General features: G+C 34.7%; 15 protein-coding genes and 1 riboswitch. Of the genes, 11 read left to right on the top strand and 4 right to left on the bottom strand.

What is annotated here, in order from left to right; all coding sequences use genetic code 11:
* The first annotated feature begins 143 nt into the window (after positions 1 to 143).
* The 8 genes from AC1VAQ_RS10540 (at position 144) to AC1VAQ_RS10505 (ending at position 7,726) form a co-directional block, all read left to right on the top strand.
* Positions 144 to 290 (top strand): hypothetical protein, encoded by a 147-nt coding sequence (locus AC1VAQ_RS10540; protein ID WP_479903881.1) that lies wholly within the window; start codon positions 144 to 146, stop codon positions 288 to 290.
* 43 nt (positions 291 to 333) lie between these two features.
* On the top strand, positions 334 to 2,517 hold the full coding sequence (locus AC1VAQ_RS10535) for a peptidase domain-containing ABC transporter (protein ID WP_302600220.1): 2,184 nt from the start codon (positions 334 to 336) through the stop codon (positions 2,515 to 2,517).
* Positions 2,517 to 4,046 carry a beta-barrel domain-containing protein gene (locus AC1VAQ_RS10530; RefSeq protein ID WP_303244151.1) on the top strand — a complete coding sequence of 510 codons (1,530 nt, stop codon included), beginning with the start codon at positions 2,517 to 2,519 and terminating at the stop codon, positions 4,044 to 4,046. The genes AC1VAQ_RS10535 and AC1VAQ_RS10530 overlap by 1 nt, the downstream gene beginning before the upstream one ends.
* A 247-nt stretch (positions 4,047 to 4,293) precedes the next feature.
* Entirely contained in the window at positions 4,294 to 5,028 is a 735-nt protein-coding gene (locus AC1VAQ_RS10525; protein ID WP_303244150.1) for a GntR family transcriptional regulator, read from the top strand.
* A 215-nt stretch (positions 5,029 to 5,243) separates the two neighbouring features.
* Complete coding sequence (gene fsa / locus AC1VAQ_RS10520) at positions 5,244 to 5,897, top strand: fructose-6-phosphate aldolase (protein WP_479903880.1); 654 nt, start codon at positions 5,244 to 5,246, stop codon at positions 5,895 to 5,897.
* 64 nt (positions 5,898 to 5,961) lie between these two features.
* Positions 5,962 to 6,144 carry a hypothetical protein gene (locus AC1VAQ_RS10515; protein ID WP_302597073.1) on the top strand — a complete coding sequence of 61 codons (183 nt, stop codon included), beginning with the start codon at positions 5,962 to 5,964 and terminating at the stop codon, positions 6,142 to 6,144.
* Positions 6,145 to 6,547: 403 nt separating this feature from the next.
* Positions 6,548 to 7,078, top strand: coding sequence for a 2'-5' RNA ligase family protein (locus AC1VAQ_RS10510; protein ID WP_302597074.1), 531 nt, complete (start codon positions 6,548 to 6,550; stop codon positions 7,076 to 7,078).
* A 108-nt stretch (positions 7,079 to 7,186) separates the two neighbouring features.
* On the top strand, positions 7,187 to 7,726 hold the full coding sequence (locus AC1VAQ_RS10505) for a dihydrofolate reductase family protein (RefSeq protein WP_302597076.1): 540 nt from the start codon (positions 7,187 to 7,189) through the stop codon (positions 7,724 to 7,726).
* Between the two features lie 81 nt (positions 7,727 to 7,807).
* Here the strand turns inward: AC1VAQ_RS10505 and thiC are convergent, their stop codons facing one another.
* Complete coding sequence (gene thiC, locus AC1VAQ_RS10500; RefSeq protein WP_302597077.1) at positions 7,808 to 9,112, bottom strand: phosphomethylpyrimidine synthase ThiC; 1,305 nt, start codon at positions 9,110 to 9,112, stop codon at positions 7,808 to 7,810.
* A 171-nt stretch (positions 9,113 to 9,283) separates the two neighbouring features.
* Positions 9,284 to 9,380, bottom strand: a riboswitch (TPP riboswitch).
* A gap of 546 nt (positions 9,381 to 9,926) precedes the next feature.
* On the opposite strand from thiC, the gene AC1VAQ_RS10495 reads away from it, so the two are divergent.
* Together AC1VAQ_RS10495 and AC1VAQ_RS10490 are read left to right on the top strand one after the other, a co-directional pair.
* On the top strand, positions 9,927 to 11,675 hold the full coding sequence (locus tag AC1VAQ_RS10495; protein ID WP_302597079.1) for a DEAD/DEAH box helicase: 1,749 nt from the start codon (positions 9,927 to 9,929) through the stop codon (positions 11,673 to 11,675).
* Between the two features lie 371 nt (positions 11,676 to 12,046).
* Entirely contained in the window at positions 12,047 to 14,392 is a 2,346-nt protein-coding gene (locus AC1VAQ_RS10490; protein ID WP_479903879.1) for a starch-binding protein, read from the top strand.
* A 130-nt stretch (positions 14,393 to 14,522) separates the two neighbouring features.
* Here AC1VAQ_RS10490 and AC1VAQ_RS10485 read toward each other — a convergent pair whose 3' ends face one another.
* Genes AC1VAQ_RS10485 through AC1VAQ_RS10475 form a run of 3 tightly spaced genes read right to left on the bottom strand, consistent with a single transcriptional unit; the run spans position 14,523 to position 17,166 of the window.
* A complete protein-coding gene (locus AC1VAQ_RS10485; RefSeq protein WP_302597081.1) occupies positions 14,523 to 15,677 on the bottom strand; it encodes a M20/M25/M40 family metallo-hydrolase in 1,155 nt (384 codons plus the stop codon).
* 26 nt (positions 15,678 to 15,703) lie between these two features.
* Complete coding sequence (locus tag AC1VAQ_RS10480; RefSeq protein ID WP_302597082.1) at positions 15,704 to 16,183, bottom strand: dihydrofolate reductase; 480 nt, start codon at positions 16,181 to 16,183, stop codon at positions 15,704 to 15,706.
* A 20-nt stretch (positions 16,184 to 16,203) separates the two neighbouring features.
* Positions 16,204 to 17,166 carry a thymidylate synthase gene (locus AC1VAQ_RS10475; RefSeq protein ID WP_302597083.1) on the bottom strand — a complete coding sequence of 321 codons (963 nt, stop codon included), beginning with the start codon at positions 17,164 to 17,166 and terminating at the stop codon, positions 16,204 to 16,206.
* Positions 17,167 to 17,549: 383 nt separating this feature from the next.
* Between AC1VAQ_RS10475 and cspD the strand changes: the two genes are divergently transcribed.
* The gene (gene cspD, locus AC1VAQ_RS10470) at positions 17,550 to 17,747 is read left to right on the top strand and encodes a cold-shock protein CspD (RefSeq protein WP_054740022.1); all 198 of its coding nucleotides are present in this window, start codon (positions 17,550 to 17,552) and stop codon (positions 17,745 to 17,747) included.
* Positions 17,748 to 17,849 lie beyond the last annotated feature (102 nt).

The following is a 17,849-nucleotide window of genomic DNA, read 5'->3' as shown; positions in this document are numbered from 1 at the left end:
TGAAGGAATAAATAATTCCTTCAGCCTTTTTTTAATACATTTCATGGCTATAAAACAACATTTTGTGACAAAATATTGTTTTGAGATAAGTAAAATAATACAATATATTATATAAAATCAAAAAATAACAGGAGAAAATAGATATGAAAAAGAATACAAAAACTACAGTATGGAATGTAAAAAAATTTAAAGAGATTACAGATGAAAAGGAATTAAGAAAAATAGAAGGTGGCACACTAAACAGCTTAAATAGCTCGATTATTAAAGTTTTAAAAAAGTTATTTGGATAATTTAAAGATAAAAGACAATACTTAATACACATGAGAGGACTTTATGAAATATAATTGCATTAAACAACATGATATAACAGACTGTGGTGCAGCTTGCCTTGCAACAATTTGCAAGCAATATGGATTTAAAACACCTATTACAAAAATTAGGGAAGTAGCAGGAACAGATAAACAAGGCACAAATGCCTTTGGTGTGATTAAAGCTGCTGAGCAATTAGGATTTAGTGCAAAAGGGGTAAAGGGAAATCAGGAAGCATTTTTTAGTGAATTTCCACTGCCAGCTATTGCTCATGTTGTAGTAGATGGCATGTTGCTGCATTATGTTGTCATCCATAAGATTACTAAAAAAGAAGTGATCATTGCGGACCCCGCAAAAGGAATTGTGAAGTATACACCAGATGAATTTTTCAAGATTTGGACAGGTGTTCTTATTTTATTAGTACCAAATCAAAACTTTAAAAAGGGGAAAGAAACAAAAGGTCTTTTTGAGCGATTCTTTCATTTGTTATTACCGCAAAAGGGACTGCTTATTCAAGTATTTTTAGCATCACTTATTTATACCGCATTGGGGATCTTAGGTGCCTTCTATATGAAGGCTCTTTTAGATGATATATTGCCCTATGGACTTATGAAAACGTTACATGTATTATCACTTGGGGTAATTGGATTATACATATTACAAACTATTTTAAGTGGTTTCAGGTCACATTTATTACTCTACCTGAGTCAAAAGTTAGATATAGCATTATTACTTGGTTATTATGAGCATGTTCTGAAATTACCAATGAGTTTCTTTGGAACGCGAAGAGTGGGGGAAATTATTTCTCGCTTTCAAGATGCAGGCCATGTAAGAGATGCCATATCTGGTGCCACATTAACTATAATGATTGACACATTAATGGTAATTGGTGGAGGTATCATTTTGTATATGCAAGATGGTCTTCTATTTGGTGTGGCATTTATTATTGTACTGTTATATGCAGTAATTGTGTTTGCCTTTAATAAGTCGCTTAAAAAGGGAAATCAAAGGCAGATGGAGGAGAATGCCCAGCTTACATCTTACTTAGTAGAATCACTTAATGGGATTCAGACTGTAAAGGCATTTAATGCAGAACGTAAGGTGAATTTAGAGACAGAAGGTAAGTTTATCAAGCTTTTAAGAAGCATTTTTAAATTGGCTTTAACGACTAATGTACAAGGGATTCTTAAAAATCTTGTAGAACTTATAGGTGGTGTAGTGATTTTGTGGGTAGGGGCATATCAGGTTTTACAAGGGAATATGTCAGTGGGAAGTTTAATCACGTTTAATTCATTACTTGCATATTTCTTAACACCAATGAAGAACCTTATTAATCTGCAACCTGAACTGCAAACTGCCATGGTAGCAGCAGAGCGTTTAGGTGAAATCTTAGATTTAGAACTAGAATGTGATGAAAATGAAGAAAAGAAAATGCAGCCTGAAAAATTTGAAGGTGCAGTAAGCTTAAGGAATGTAGACTTTAGATATGGCACTAGAAATTTAGTGTTAAAGCATATTAATATGGAGATTAAAAAGGGCGAACGCATTGCTCTAGTAGGTGAGAGTGGCTGCGGTAAGACAACACTTGTGAAGCTCTTGCTTAATTTCTATCCAATAGAAAAGGGTGACATTCTAATTGATGGCAATAATATTTTAGATATCAAGAAAGAAGCTTTAAGGGAGCATATTGCCTATGTACCACAAGAAACCTTCTTATTTAGTGGGACCATTTTAGAAAATTTATTATTAGGAACAGAAGATATAGGTATGGAAGAGGTAGTGGAAGCAGCCAAGATGGCAAGGGCTCATGAGTTTATTAATGAATTACCGCTTAGATATAATACCCACCTTGAAGAAAATGGTGCAAATCTATCTGGTGGGCAGAGACAAAGGCTTGCAATCACAAGAGCAATCCTTAAAAAGCCAGATATTTTAATATTAGATGAGGCAACAAGTAATCTAGATTCTATTACAGAAGCAGCTATTGAAAATACTATTAATACATTTAGCAAGGGTATGACCACTATTATTATTGCGCATAGACTCAGTACAATTAAGCGTTGTGACCGTATCTTTGTAATGGATAAAGGTGAGATTATTGAAGAGGGTAGCCATGAGGAACTAATGAAAGCTGAAAAACGCTATTATGAATTATGGCAGCAACAATTACCTAGTCTAGAAATAGAAGATAGGAAGGTGAGAAGTTAATGCAGCCAATTATAAAAAACATACAAGAAATTACAGATAGTAAGGAAATGTATGAAAGTAAACCTCACCGATTTCTAAGCTATTTTATTTATATTTTACTAATCAGTATTATTTTAGCAGGTGTATGGATGTACTTTGGAGAAATAGATGTTGTTTCTAAGGGAACAGGTGTCGTGCGCCCAAATGAAAATATCAGTAGTGTACGCAATAAGGTACAAGGAGAAATAACAGCTAGTTATTTAGAAGAAGGCAAGCAGGTACAAAAAGGAGAGGTTCTTTTTACAGTTGCTTATGATGACCTGGAAATTTCACGTTTGAAACAAGAAGAGCTTATTAAAGATATTGAAGTGCAGCTTGAAAGGCTTAAGAAGTTAAGGGATAGCATCGAACAGGATAAAAATCTTTTTTCAAAAACTGAAGAAAAGGAATACTATGAGCGCTATATAAAATATACTCAAGACTTCGAAAATCTTAAAAATGCCAATCAAATTGCAAGTAAAAATGAAACTATATCTGCAAGTCAAACGGATATTAATAAGCAGATTTATGAAAATAAAATTTTAGAGTATGACAATACGCTTAAAGAGCTTACAGATTATAAAGCCTCTATTACGCAAGGCGAAAACGTTTTTGAAAATAAGACCTGTGCGTATGCCTTAGCATTTGATACCTATATTTTTGAAGTAAGAGAACTAGAACAGGAAGTGATGGATAAGAAGGTAGCTTATGAGCTAAATTGTAGCTTAGATGAAGAGAATCTCGTAGCAAAGAAGGAATTAGAAAGTTCAAAAGCAGAATTTGAAGCAGCACAAAATAAATTAGTAAGCTTGAAGGTAAGTGCATTAGGCGAAGTAGAGCGTAAGATAGAAGAAATTAAGCTGACCAAAACAAATGCAGAACAGGAAAAAAGTAAACTCGTTGTAGATGAGACTTTATTAGCAGCTAATGAAGAACAAAGACAATTGAGTTTAAAAAAATATAAGACAGATATACTCGTAGAGTTAAATAGCCAGATTGAAGAAATGGAACAAACATATCGTACAGGTCAGAGGGAATTAGAGCGCATAGAAGTCGCTATTGCTGACTGCAGCGTAGTTGCACCAATTGATGGCACAATTCATATAGGGACCAATATAAGTACTGGTGACCTCATTAGTGCAGGTGCAGATATTGCAACGATTATCCCAATGAGTGATAGCTTATATAAGATTGAAATCTTCATGCCAAACCGTGAAATAGCGGGCATTGAAGTGGGTGATCAAATTAAGTACAAGTTTGATGCATTACCATATAAAGAATATGGCCAGCTAGAAGGGGAAATTCAAAAAATTTCTACAGATGCTAAAGTTAGTGAAAGTCAAGGCATTAGTGGCTACCTAGTAGAAGGAAGCATTGCAAAGCAAACTGTTTATAGCTACAAAGGAGAAGCTGCTGAAATAAAAGTAGGGATGACCTGTGAAGCACATGTTATAACGGAGCAGAAGAAGATATTATACTACTTACTTGAAAAGATTAATTTAATGGATTAGAGAAAATTATATGATTTGCATTATGAGAGTGGCTGAAGTAAAAGAAGAAATTATAAGATAGAATAAGTGGCATAGACAATTACTATAAAAGTAGTAAGAGTCTATGCCATTTATGCATTCATATAAAATAGGTTATAGATTAGTTTACGCAAATATCTTGAGTAAAAGTGAAATGTGATATAATAAACTTGAAATTAAATTTGAAATTGAAAATAAATTTATAAAATAGATAAGGGAAAGATGTCATATGCAAATAGAAAATAATTTTTTACCTATGTATTATCAGCTTAAGAATATAATTATTGATATGATTGAAAATGAAGAGATTGGTGTAGATGAATGTATTCCTTCAGAACCCAAACTTATGCAGACATATAATTTAAGTCGCACAACGGTTAGAAAGGCTATTGATGAACTTGTAAACGAAGGTTATTTATATAAGAGACAAGGCAAAGGAACCTTTGTAAAAGGACGTGGTTTTGAACAAGGACTTATAAAATTATCTGGATGTAGTGAGGATATTAGGCGTTATGGCTTAGAACCTAAACCCTATGTACTTAAGGCACAAATAGAAAAGCCTTCTAAGAAGACTGCAAAAATGCTGGAGATTAGTCCTGAGGAAGATACATTTTATATGGAACGCGTTATTTATGGTGATGATATACCTATCAATAAAAATAAAAGTCATATTCCCTATTATTTAGTACCTGGCATTGAAAAAATAGATTTTAATAAAGAGTCTCTTTATAAGGTTATTGAAAAAGATTACGGGATAGTCATTAAAAGAGCAATTCGAACAGTAGAGGCCATTTTGGCAAGTGAAGAAATTGCACTTCAGCTAAAAGTAAAAGAAGGTGCACCAGTTATGCTCTTTAAGGGACAAGTATATGGTGAGTTTAAGGGAAAAGAAGTGATTGTAGAATATTTTGAAGCTATTTATCGCTCAGATCAATTTCAATTTTATATTGAACAACATAGATAAATACATATGTGCAATTTGTATCTGAAATAATATCAATAAAAAAATAATATAGATGAGGTTGTATAAAAATAAAATTTTGTTTTATTAATTACATACTATTGAAAAATATTCAGAAAAATAGTATAGTTAACTTGTACGTACAACATGACGACCGAACAATTAGACCCATAGGTAAATTAAAATATAATATACACTCATCTAGGAGGAAAAAAGCAATGAAATTATTCGTAGATACAGCCAACACAGAAGAAATCCGTAAAGCAAATGATTTAGGTGTCATTTGTGGTGTAACAACTAACCCATCACTTATTGCGCGTGAAGGTCTTGAATTTAAATCTGTTATTACTGAAATTACAAGTATTGTAGATGGACCTATCAGTGCAGAGGTTATTTCACTTGAAGCCCCTAAAATGGTAGAAGAAGCAGTGGAACTTGCTAAAATACATAAAAATATTGTAATCAAGCTTCCAATGACTGAAGAAGGCTTAAAAGCTACAAAACAATTAACAGAAAAAGGCATTCATACAAATGTAACTTTAATTTTCTCAGCAGCACAAGCATTACTTGCAGCAAAAGCTGGTGCAACATATGTTAGTCCATTCATTGGACGTCTTGATGATATCGGCATGGATGGTATGGCGCTTGTAAAAGATATCGCAGACATTTTCAAACTTCACGGTATCAAAACAGAAATCATTGCAGCAAGTATTCGTGGACCACTTCATGTAGTAGAAGCGGCTAAAGCGGGTGCACATATTGCAACTGTACCTTATAAAGTAATTGTACAAATGACAAAACATCCTCTTACAGACAATGGAATTGAACGATTCCTTAAAGACTGGGAAGGTTTAGAACAAAAACTTAAATAAAGTGAATAAGGGTAGGGCTTGCGTAAGGGAGTAGGCTGAGTCTTCTTGTGGAGGCATTGAGGGCATGGATAAGTTGGCGTATTTATTTTTCCTTGACCCTCGCTACGCTCGAAGGTCAGATAAAAATAAATACGCCAACTTACCCACACCCACGCAAGATGTTGAAGAAGACTCAGAGCTGGCCCTTACGAAGACACTTATTTTGAAGCAGGAAGCGAACTTATTTGTGGTGAAAATCGGGTGGTGACGGTAGTCTCTTTTATATAGGAAGTAGTTGCAGAAAGTAACTGCTTTGCTAGCGGGGGAAAGATGACTTTGCATAAGTAAGTAAGTAAGTAAGTATGAAGGTTATAGAGTAGGAAATAAAAAGGTTAAACTTTAGGAAATATAGAATACGTAAAAAATACGGATTCTTGGGCAAACTCATTCATTCATAGGTTTTAAAGGGAAGGCATTGGCATGTTAAGGGGCTGATGCCTTTTTGTGTGAATTCATTTAGGGGCAAAAATGTGGCAGAGTGGTATAAGATAAAAGAAGGATATAGATGAGAGAGAGAATACTTGAAGCCGTAAATCAACGGGTATAGGCAAGAAGAAATAATATGAAATAGTATGAGATAAGATAAGATAAGATAGGGATGTGATAAAAAGATGAGATATGTAGTGGTATGCGTTGTGAAAGGCGAAGCTGGGGTGAGTAACAATAACTTAAGAAAGGAGATATGGGAGAAGTTCCAAGCAAGGTCTTCTAAGTTGCCAGCGCATTTTACGATTAAAGCACCTTTTGAACATGAGGGAGAGCTTACAGAACTTACGGATGCATTGGAGAAATTCTGTCATAGTGAAAAGGCAGCGCCTTTTAGGTTAGAGGGGTATGATCATTTTGATAACCGTGTGATTTATATGCATGTCAATATGTCTAAGGCTGGTAAAGCGATGCATGATAGGTTGATTGATACAATGGGTGAGGTACCTTATATTCATTTTGATTCAAAAGATGGAAAGGATAAGACCTTCCACGTTACCATAGCTTCTAAAAGGCTTCAGCCTCTTTATGAAACTGTATGGCAGTATGTACAGCAGTATCCTTGTGACTATGATTGCCAGTTTGATAATGTTTCTATTTATAAATGGGAAGATGAAACATGGAAATTATATAGGGAATTTTTATTAGGGGAGTAATGCCATATGCAAGTTGCGCTTAATTATAATCTTGATATAATGTGATTAGACTAAAAAGAGATATTTCCCAAATTGATAGATCAAAATATATAGATGGGGGAGGAAAGTATGAGAAAAGTTATATTATATATTGCGATGAGTATAGATGGTTATATTGCAGATGAAAAGGGAGGCGTGGACTGGTTAGCAGGGGATGGAAGTGATAAAGACAATCAAGGGAGTTTCCCACGCTTTATAGAAACGGTGGATATAGTAATTTTGGGATATAAAACATACTATCAAATTGTCACAGAGCTATCTCCTGACTCATGGGCGTACCTTGGTAAAAAGAGCTATGTTTTAACGCATAAGAAATTAGATAGTACTGATGAGATTATTTTTACTGATGAAAATTTATCTGATTTAATAAACCGGCTTAAACTAGAAGATGGAAAAGATATATGGATTTGTGGTGGGGCATCTATAGTTAATCAATTGATAAATTTAGATTTAATTGACAAGGTGTGTGTTTCACTCATACCAACATTATTAGGAAAAGGCATTAGCCTATTTACAAAGCACGAAAAAGAAATGCCCCTAAAACTTATTTCAACAGAAATTAATAACGGCATAATCGACCTATTTTATGAACGCAGAGATTTTAAATAAAAGTTATGTTGGAGTTACTTTTTTTCTTTTTAAAAGTAACTCCAACATAACTTTTTTCTGTTTCCCATATACATCTCTTATTTATTCAAAGATATCAACCTTTTCTCCAGCAAGGACTTTGTTCATGCTGCGGACAGCACACATTTTACCACACATTGTACAGGTATCTTCGTGTTCGGGTTTTGATTCTTCACGATAACGTCTTGGTTTCTCTGGTTCTAAGGCGAGGTCAAACATAGCTTCCCAGTTGATATCTGCACGGGCTTTGCTCATTTTGTTATCCCAGTCTCTTGCACCAGGGATATTTTTTGCAATATCACCAGCATGGGCTGCTATTTTAGTAGCTACGATTCCTTCTTTCATATCTTCAAGGTTAGGTAGGCGAAGGTGTTCAGCTGGTGTAACATAGCATAAGAAGTCTACGCCAGCCGCTGCCGCAATAGCACCCCCGATAGCACTTGTAATGTGATCATAGCCAGGCGCAACATCTGTTACAAGTGGTCCGAGTACATAGAATGGTGCACCATGACAAAGTTTTTTCTCTAGCATAACGTTTGCCTCAATTTCATTGAGTGCCATGTGCCCTGGTCCTTCAATCATGACTTGAACATTTCTTTCCCAAGCACGTTTTGTAAGCTCTCCAAGTGTAATGAGTTCTTTGATTTGAACTGCATCTGTTGCATCAGCAATACTACCAGGTCTACAGGCATCTCCAAGACTTAAGGTAACATCATATTTTTCACAGATATCGAGAAGTCTATCATAGTATTCATAAAATGGATTTTCAGCATGATTAGCTTCCATCCAAGCAAATAGGAGAGAGCCGCCACGAGAAACGATATTTGTAAGACGTTTATTGCGTTTAAAGGTTTCAACTGTTTCACGATTAAGACCTACGTGAATTGTCATGAAGTCTACGCCGTCTTCAGCATGTTTTTCAACTACTTTAAAGAACTCATCTATTGTGATATCTGCAATGTCTTTTTGTAAGAAACCAATGGCATCGTACATTGGTACTGTTCCAATCATAGCAGGAGCAGTGGCAATGAGTTTTTTTCTAAACATTTCTGTATGACCATAGTTTGAAAGGTCCATAATAGCTTCAGTTCCCATTTGAATCGCCATATTTACCTTTTCCATTTCTTTTTCAATGTTGCAGCAGTCTCTAGAAATACCAAGGTTAACGTTGATTTTAGTTTTTAAGCCTTCACCTACACCTTCAGCAGAAAGACAAGCATGATTTTTATTAGCAGGAATAGCAATTTTACCCTCAGCTACTTTTTGCATAATAAGTTTTACATCTACATTTTCCTTTTTTGCAACAGTTTCCATTTCCTTTGTGACAATCCCTTTTTTTGCAGCATCCATTTGTGTTGTATAATTCACTTTAAAGCCTCCCATTTTATAGTATTCTCAAACATTCTAAAGCTGAAATTATTTTTATTTATAAGGGGTACAATATAAAAAGCAATAAAAAAACCTCCAAATAGAAAATCTATTTAGAGGCAATAAAATTTATGGTTTGAAGGATTTAAATATCTATATAAAAGATAATTAATCATAATCGACTTGCTTCCCTACGATGGTATTAACCATATCAGGTTCAACGAGTTGGAATAATCCTCTCAGCCAAATGGCACCCCTAGCTAGTGTGTTTGTATAATTTAGTATAATATACAGATTAATAAAAGTAAACTTTAAATTCAATGAAATATAAAAAGATAAATAAAAAACGTGGTAAATAATGGAATTAATTTAACGATAAATAGCTTGTATAAAATAAATGGGAAATAGTGTAAAACGTATGCTTTTAAATACCTATATTATAAATAGGAAGAAATTTTTTTTGGTTTTGGGCATATTTTGAAGGCTATGGAACATTTTACTCCTTGAGGTTTTTCCAAATATGTAGTATTATTCAATGTAGTATGTAAGCGAAGACTCGTTTTTTATGGATTAGGAAAGTATAACTATAATTTCCTATCCTAAAGATAACGCGACGCTAGACTCTTTATTTTAGAGTAGGAAAGTTCGGTTTTTAACTGTGCGGCTCAAATATAGATAATGTGACGCTAGTCACTTTATTTAAGAGCAAGGAAGTTCGAGTAGAAAACGGTGTTTCAAATATTTTCTTACTCCGAAGAGAAGATGGCACTAGCCATTTGATGTTTATATAAATTATAGATAGATTGTAGAGGTAATGATCATAGAAAGTATATTATTTAACCAATTAGAAGTATCAGAAGAAATTATTAGAGCGGCTCAGGACATGGGATTTGAGGAGACAACTCCTATTCAAGCAAAAGCAATCCCAGTTATTTTAGAAGGAAAAGACATTATTGCACAAGCACCTACAGGAACAGGTAAAACATGTGCTTTCGGTATCCCAGCAATCGAACTTGTGGATACAAGTGATGATAATGTACAAGTTTTAATTCTTTGTCCAACACGTGAGCTCGTTATCCAAGTAGCTGAAGAAATAACAGCTTTATCAAAATACAAAAAGGGTGTACGTGTCCTTCCGATTTATGGTGGACAACAAATTGATCGTCAAATTTCTGCCCTTAGAAAAAAACCACAAGTTATCATTGGAACACCAGGTCGTGTAATGGATCACATCAGAAGAAGAACACTTAAACTTGATGATTTAAACATGATTATCTTAGATGAAGCAGATGAAATGCTTAACATGGGATTCCGTGAAGATATTGATATTATTTTAGAAAGTGTACCAGAAGAACGTCAATTCGTACTTTTCTCAGCGACACTTGCAAAAGCAATCTTAGACATTGCAAACAAATATCAAAATGATCCAGTAAAAGTAAACGTAGTTCATAAAGAGCTTACAGTACCTACTATCGAGCAGTACTACTTAGAAGTTAGAGATGCTAACAAAGTAGAGGTATTATCACGTTTAATCGATGCAAATAACTTCAAACTTTCAGTAGTATTCTGTAATACAAAACGCCGCGTTGATGACCTTTGCCGTGATCTTCAAGCAAGAGGATACAGTGCAGAATCTCTTCATGGTGATATGAAACAACTTCAAAGAGATAATGTTATGTCTCGTTTCAGAAATGGTCTTATTGATATTCTTATTGCAACAGACGTAGCAGCTCGCGGTATTGACGTTGATGATGTAGATGCAGTATTCAACTATGATGTACCAAGTGATGAAGAATATTATGTACACCGTATCGGTAGAACTGGTCGTGCAAAACGTCAAGGTGTATCTTATACATTTGCAGCTGGTAAAGAACTTGTTAAATTAAGAGATATCCAACGTTATACAAAATCAAAAATTAAACTTATCAAACCACCTTCAATCGAAGATATCCAAGAAAATAAACTTTCAGGTATCATGGATGAAGTAAAAGAAGTACTTGCTGAAGGCGGACTTTCTAAATATACAAATTATATTGAAACACTTTTAGAAGAAGTGGGCGATATCACAGAAGAAAACTATGCAACTTCTCTTGAAGTAGCAGCAGCTTTCCTTAAAATGACTATGGACAAACTTGTAATGGGTGCATCTGCAGAGCTTTCTGTAGAAGATTTATCAGCGCGTTCAAGCTTTGATGCAAGTAAATTTGATGGCAACATGGTTCGTCTTTTCATCAACCTTGGTAAAAAAGACAACTTACAAGTTTCAGACTTAGTTAAATTCATTGCATCTAACTGTGAAATTAAAGGAAAAGAAATTGGTCGTGTAGATATGCTTGAGAAATTCTCATTCTTCGAAGTACCAAAAAATCATTTAGAAAATGTAATGACAAGTCTTATTGGTGAAAGCTTAAAAGGTAGAAAAGTTAACATCGAAGTTGCTAACAAAAAACAAGGTGGCAATGGTGGCGGTGGCCAGAGACGTGACCGCGGAGACCGCGGTGACAGACGTCAAGAAGGTGGACGCAATAACTACAAACCAAGAAGAAAAGTTAAAGAAGACTAATTATAACTAAAGAGGGCTATAGTACTAGTGAAAAAATCTAGTGCTATAGCCTTTTTATTGTGAATAGATGTATTATCAATAAATGAATAACTCAATTGTATAAATGCAAAATCTATAAAATATGACTAAGATAAAGATACAACTTAGACAATGAGATGGCAGAAATGTATAAATAATTACAGGATAGACACAAAAATTATACATAATGTACTAGAGATGTTGATTTATTTTTTTGAGATAAATAATATATCTGTAACGAGCTCAATATAGATTTCATATCTATAATTTTTTTAAAATAATCGGATACGTTTCTAATAAGAGTTAAGATTGAATAAGGATTTGATATAAAAAAGATATGGAGGGATAATTTTATGAAACGAAGGAATTTTATGAAACGAAGGAATTTTATAAAACGTATAGGGGCTATTATTTTATCTACTATGGTAACGTTACCAGTTGGACCATTGCAGAATATTATGCAAAATACTATTTTTGCAGCTTCACCGGTAACGGTATCAGAAAAGGTACAAGATGGTGTTATGCTACATGCTTTTAACTGGTCTTTTAATACAATTAAGGCGAAGTTACCTGAAATTGCAGCTGCTGGCTATACGGGAGTTCAAGTTTCTCCAGTACAAGGTACGAAGGATAGTACGAAAGATGCAAGTAAGTGGTGGATTTTATATCAACCTACTAATCAATCAATTGGAAATGCTCAATTAGGAACAAAAGACGAATTTGCTGCATTATGTCAAAAAGCAGATAAATATGGTATTAAAATCATTGTTGATGCAGTTATGAATCATATGGCGAATAATGGAGATCAAAATAGTTGGTCAGGCGTGGTAGATCCAGCATTTGATCGTTATGATTTTTATCATAATTTAGGTCAATGTACTGATTGGAATAATAGATGGGCAGTTACACAACAAGGTATAGGTATGCCAGACTTAAATACGCAGAGCTCAGAAGTTCAAGCTAAAGCAAGTGCCTTTTTGAATGAGTGTATTGCCTGTGGTGCCGATGGCTTTAGATTTGATGCTGCAAAACATATTGAGACAAATAGAGGCGCCGATAGTGGCCAAAGTTGGCAAGGTAGTTATTGGGATAATGTATTAGGAAGTTTAAATAATAAGGATAATATATTCTTATATGGTGAGATATTACAAGGTGGGGCAGATAACTTAGGTGCTTATACAAGTTATATGCGTATTACAGATCATAGTTATGGATGGACATTAAGAGAGGCCGTAGCTAATAAAAACCTTTATTCAATAGGTGATTACAATACAGGTATGTCAGCTTCTAATCTTGTAAGCTACTTTGAAAATCATGATACGTATGAAGATGGAAATTCAACTTGGCTTACAGATTATGAAAGAAAGATGTGTTGGGGAATTTTAGCAGCAAGAGCTAATGTAGCACCATTACTTTTATCTAGACCAGCAGGAACAATCGGTGAAGCAGGAGAAGAGTTATGGAAAAATCAAGAAGTTGTGGCAGTTAACTTCTTCCATAATGCAATGGCCGGACAAGGTGAATATATTCGTTATCCAAGACAAGAAACAGTAATGATTGATCGTGGTACAAAAGGCACTGCTATTATTAATACTTCAGATAGTTTCTATTTAAATAGCCCAACAAATTTAGCGGATGGGAACTATACAGATAAGGCAGGTTCAGGGGCGACATTTAATGTTTCTGGTGGATATATTACAGGTCAAGTACCAGGTGGTAGAATCGTTGTAATTGGTGATTATGTAGTAGGTGAAACAGGTTCAGGAGATATAACTAATAATTCAAATAGGGCAACAACATCTCCAGAGAAACCAGTTATTGGTGAAGCAGTTACAGTTAAATATGATGCAACAGGTACAACACTTGATGGTTCAGGTGAGATGTTACTTCACTGGGGATATGATGGCTGGCTTACAAGTGAAGATGTTCAAATGAATCAAACAGGTGCCAATAAGTGGGAAGCTACAATTACAGTGCCATCAGAAGCTACAAGCACATTAGACTTTGTATTTACAAACGGTACAGGATGGGATAATAATAGTAGCAATGATTGGCATGTAGCACTTACTGAATCACAGGGAGAAGAAGATCCATTAGCTGCTTATTTTGTAAAACCATCTGATTGGAGTGACCAGGTTAATATTTATGTATATGATGAAAGTGGTTCTACTGTAAAAGAAGTAGCACAATGGCCAGGCGTAGCAATGACAAATGAGGGCAATAATTTATATAGTTATACATTACCTGAAGGTTGGGATGAAGCACAGGTAATCTTTAATGATGGCAATAATCAGGTGCCAGGGGCTAATCAATCTGGTTATGTATTAAAAGGTACAATGATTTATGATAATGGTAACTGGAGCACATATACAGTTAGTGATGAAGATAATGATAATGATGATGATGTAACTTCATCTAAAATAGCATATTTTGATAACGCATCATACAACTGGAGTCAAGTTTATATTTATGCATATGATGAAAGTGATGATACAGTTAAAGAAAATGCAGCATGGCCAGGTGTACTTATGACAAATGAAGGCAATAATATTTATAGCTATGTAGCACCAGAAGAATGGGAGGATGTACATGTAATATTTACTGATGGTAATGGTGTACGGATTCCAGGTTCAACTCAAACAGGATTTAGCCTAACAGGTTCAATGATTTATAGTAATGGTAACTGGACTGTAAAATAGGGTGAAAAATAAGAATATAAGATAACGGAAGATAATAAAAGAAGGAAGTGTTGCAAAACTAGTTGTTTAGTTTCGCAACACTTCCTTTTGTCTTAGCGTAGGAAAGTCCATTTTTAACTTTACTTTTAACCTATTCATTAAAATACTGCAGAATAAGAGCAGCAGCTAGATGAAAACCTGTGTTAAGGCTTGCTATATTTACCCATTCCTCCCTTGTATGTGCGCCACCGCCTTCATAAAGACCGAAGCATACAGTAGGAATGCCTAGAGAAAAAGGAATGTTACAATCTGTAGAAGCTGATACTAGTTTAGGCTTATGGCCTGTATAGTATGTAAGAAGTGTTTCACATTTCTTAGTTAGAGCAGATTGTAGGGCAATATTAGTGTGCTGCATACATGGCCTAGTCCCTAGGTTTTCGAGTGTGATATCTAGTCCCTTAGCCTTATAAGAGGCTAGAAGACGCATAAGGTTTTCCTCCATAATGCGGAGGCATTCATGCGTATCTGAGCGATATTCATAGAGGATATAGGCATCTTCTGCAATGGTATTCACAGAAGTACCACCTTCAATTACACCTACATTATAAGTGGTATGGCTATCACCAATTTTAGGAACCTGTATAGCATAAAGTTCTGTAATTAATGCAGAGAGATAGTAAATTGCATTACGATTACCGAAATCCTGGAAGCTATGGCCACCTTCTGTACGGATTGTGATTTTGTATCTTGAAGAGCCCACTGCCTTTTGACAGAGTGTATTATAAGTACAATCAAAGGAAATAACTTCACGGATACGTTTGCCATAATCTTTAATAAGCTGTTTACAGCCTTTGAGGTTACCAAGGCCTTCTTCTCCAGAATTAGCAACAAATAAGATACCACAGTTTGGTGAGAGATTATAAGTGGTAACGTATTTCGCCATAAGAAGTAAAATAGCTAAGTTAGCTGTATCATCACCTACACCGGGCGCATAGATGTTGCCATCTTTCACTTCTACAGGCATAGGTGAAGTATCTGGAAAAACTGTATCTGTATGTGCCATAAAGATAACGATTTCCTCATGTTCTTTGCATCCTAGTGGATAAAGTACGTTAAGGGCTTCATCAATGTGGACATTTTTGGCACCGAAGCTTTCTAGATAGTTTTTACAAAATGTGGCACGCCCTTCCTCATGAAGTGAGGGGGCAGGAATTTTACAAAGCGCTATAAGTAAATCTGTAAGTGCCTGAGTGTTTTCTTTAATATAATATTCCAGTTGCTGAGGGAGCTTGTAAGGATTAACCATTATAATGCCTCCAATCATTCAACATATTATTTTCTTTTCCAAACAGTAAAAGCAAAGCTATGCCCATCTTCGGTCATAGTTTCACCTGGTGTAGATTTAATAAGCTCAAATTGGTCTTCATATGAAGGAAAATCTGTATCACCGTTAATAACTTTATCAACTAGTGTAATATATAAGTAATCTGCATAAGGAAGGAAGAGTGAATAGATTTCACCACCCCCTATAATAAAGATTTCATCTTCTAATTTACAGAGTTCTAAAGCGTCTTCTAACGTATGAATCACAGTAACGCCTTCAGCTGAAAAGTTCATATCTCTTGTTAAAACAATATTTTTACGGTTAGGAAGAGGTCTTCCAATGCTTTCAAATGTTTTGCGGCCCATTAAAACTGTTTTGCCACTTGTAGTTTGTCTGAAGTATTTAAGGTCCTCTGAAATATGCCATGGAAGCTGATTATTAATGCCAATTTGATTATTTTTGCTTGTTGCAACAATCATATTAATCATAGTAAGATCTCCCCTTTATTTTAAACTGCCACAGGTGCTTTAATAGCAGGATGTGGATTATAACCAATGAGTTCTAAATCTTCTAGTTCAAAATCAAATACATTTGTTTTGTTAGTATTTAATTTAAGCGTTGGAAGTGGGCGAGGCTCTCTAGTGAGTTGCTCCTTGATTTGGTCAATGTGGTTAGCATAAAGATGAACATCCGCACCAGTATAAACAAGCTCTCCAACTTCAAGTCCGCATTCATGGGCAATAAGGTGTGTGAGTAATGCATAAGAAGCAATATTAAAAGGTAAACCTAGAAATACATCATTAGAACGCATATTAAACATACAGCTTAATTTATTATTTAAAACATAGAATTGGAAGCAGAAGTGACAAGGAGGAAGTTCCATAAGTCCTTCATATACAGAAGCAACATCCCAAGCATTTACGAGAAGTCTTCTAGAAGTTGGATTTGTTTTAATTTCGTTGATAACCCATTTAATTTGGTCATAAACTTTGCCATTGCCACCTTCCCAGTTACGCCATTGCTTACCGTATACATTGCCAAGATCACCATAAGTATTAGAGAATTCATCATCTGTAAGCACTTTTTCTTGGTAAATGGCAAGTTGTTCTTCATAAACTTTATTGAATTCAGGGTCCTGAGTACAGCGAATACCGAAGTTAGTCATATCAGGACCTTGATAATCATCAGAATCTACCCATTTTTTGAAACCCCATTCATCCCAGATATGGTTATTATTTTGAAGTAAATAGCGAAGTTTAGTATCACCTTTTAAAAACCATAAAAGCTCTGAAGCAATGAGACGGAAAGGTACTCTTTTAGTTGTAAGAAGTGGAAAACCTTGAGAAAGGTCAAAGCGAAGCTGCTTACCGAAGGTACTATAAGTACCTACTCCTGTACGGTCTTCTTTGAAAGTACCATTTTCTAATATATCTTTACACATATCTAAATAAACTTTATCGACTTGATTCATGTTGAAAAAACCTCCTTAATAGTTTTAGTATATAGGAATTTTTGAGGGGCGTACAGGCATATTGAATAAATCAAAAACATTAATACAAATATTTTGAGCAAAAAGCATAAAAATAAAGCGTAATAAATAGGAAAGTTGTGCAAGAGGTTAGTCCTAATAAGTGGAATAATTTGATGAAAAATTATAATTGTTTTGAGAAAATACACAATAATGTTTGAATTGCCTTGATTTTTCTATACATTTATGATAATATTACGTTGTAGGTTAAAATATTGAAACAAAAACGATGGTAGGCCTCTTGTAGTAGTAAACATAGCAAGACCGAAGAACGTTTTAAGTAACAGTGTTTTAGCAATAATGTATTATAAGGAGGCCTAGTTAACATGACAGGTAAAGTAAAATGGTTTAACGCAGAAAAAGGATTTGGATTTATTGAAAGAGAAGGTGGAGATGACGTATTCGTACATTTCTCAGCTATTCAATCAGAAGGATACAAAACATTAGAAGAAGGTCAAGAAGTTGAATTCGATATCGTTGAAGGCAACAGAGGACCACAAGCTGCTAACGTTATTAAAAAATAATAAATAAAATGAGGTTGCTGGCACAAAGTGCTGGCAACCTTTTTTTTTGGTGTGCCCAGCATGGGCGTAGTCTAACGGGTGAAAGTCCCGAGTGTGGGTTGA

It is taken from the genome of Cellulosilyticum sp., from assembly GCF_982396655.1.
This window is presented reverse-complemented; position numbering and strand designations above follow the sequence as displayed.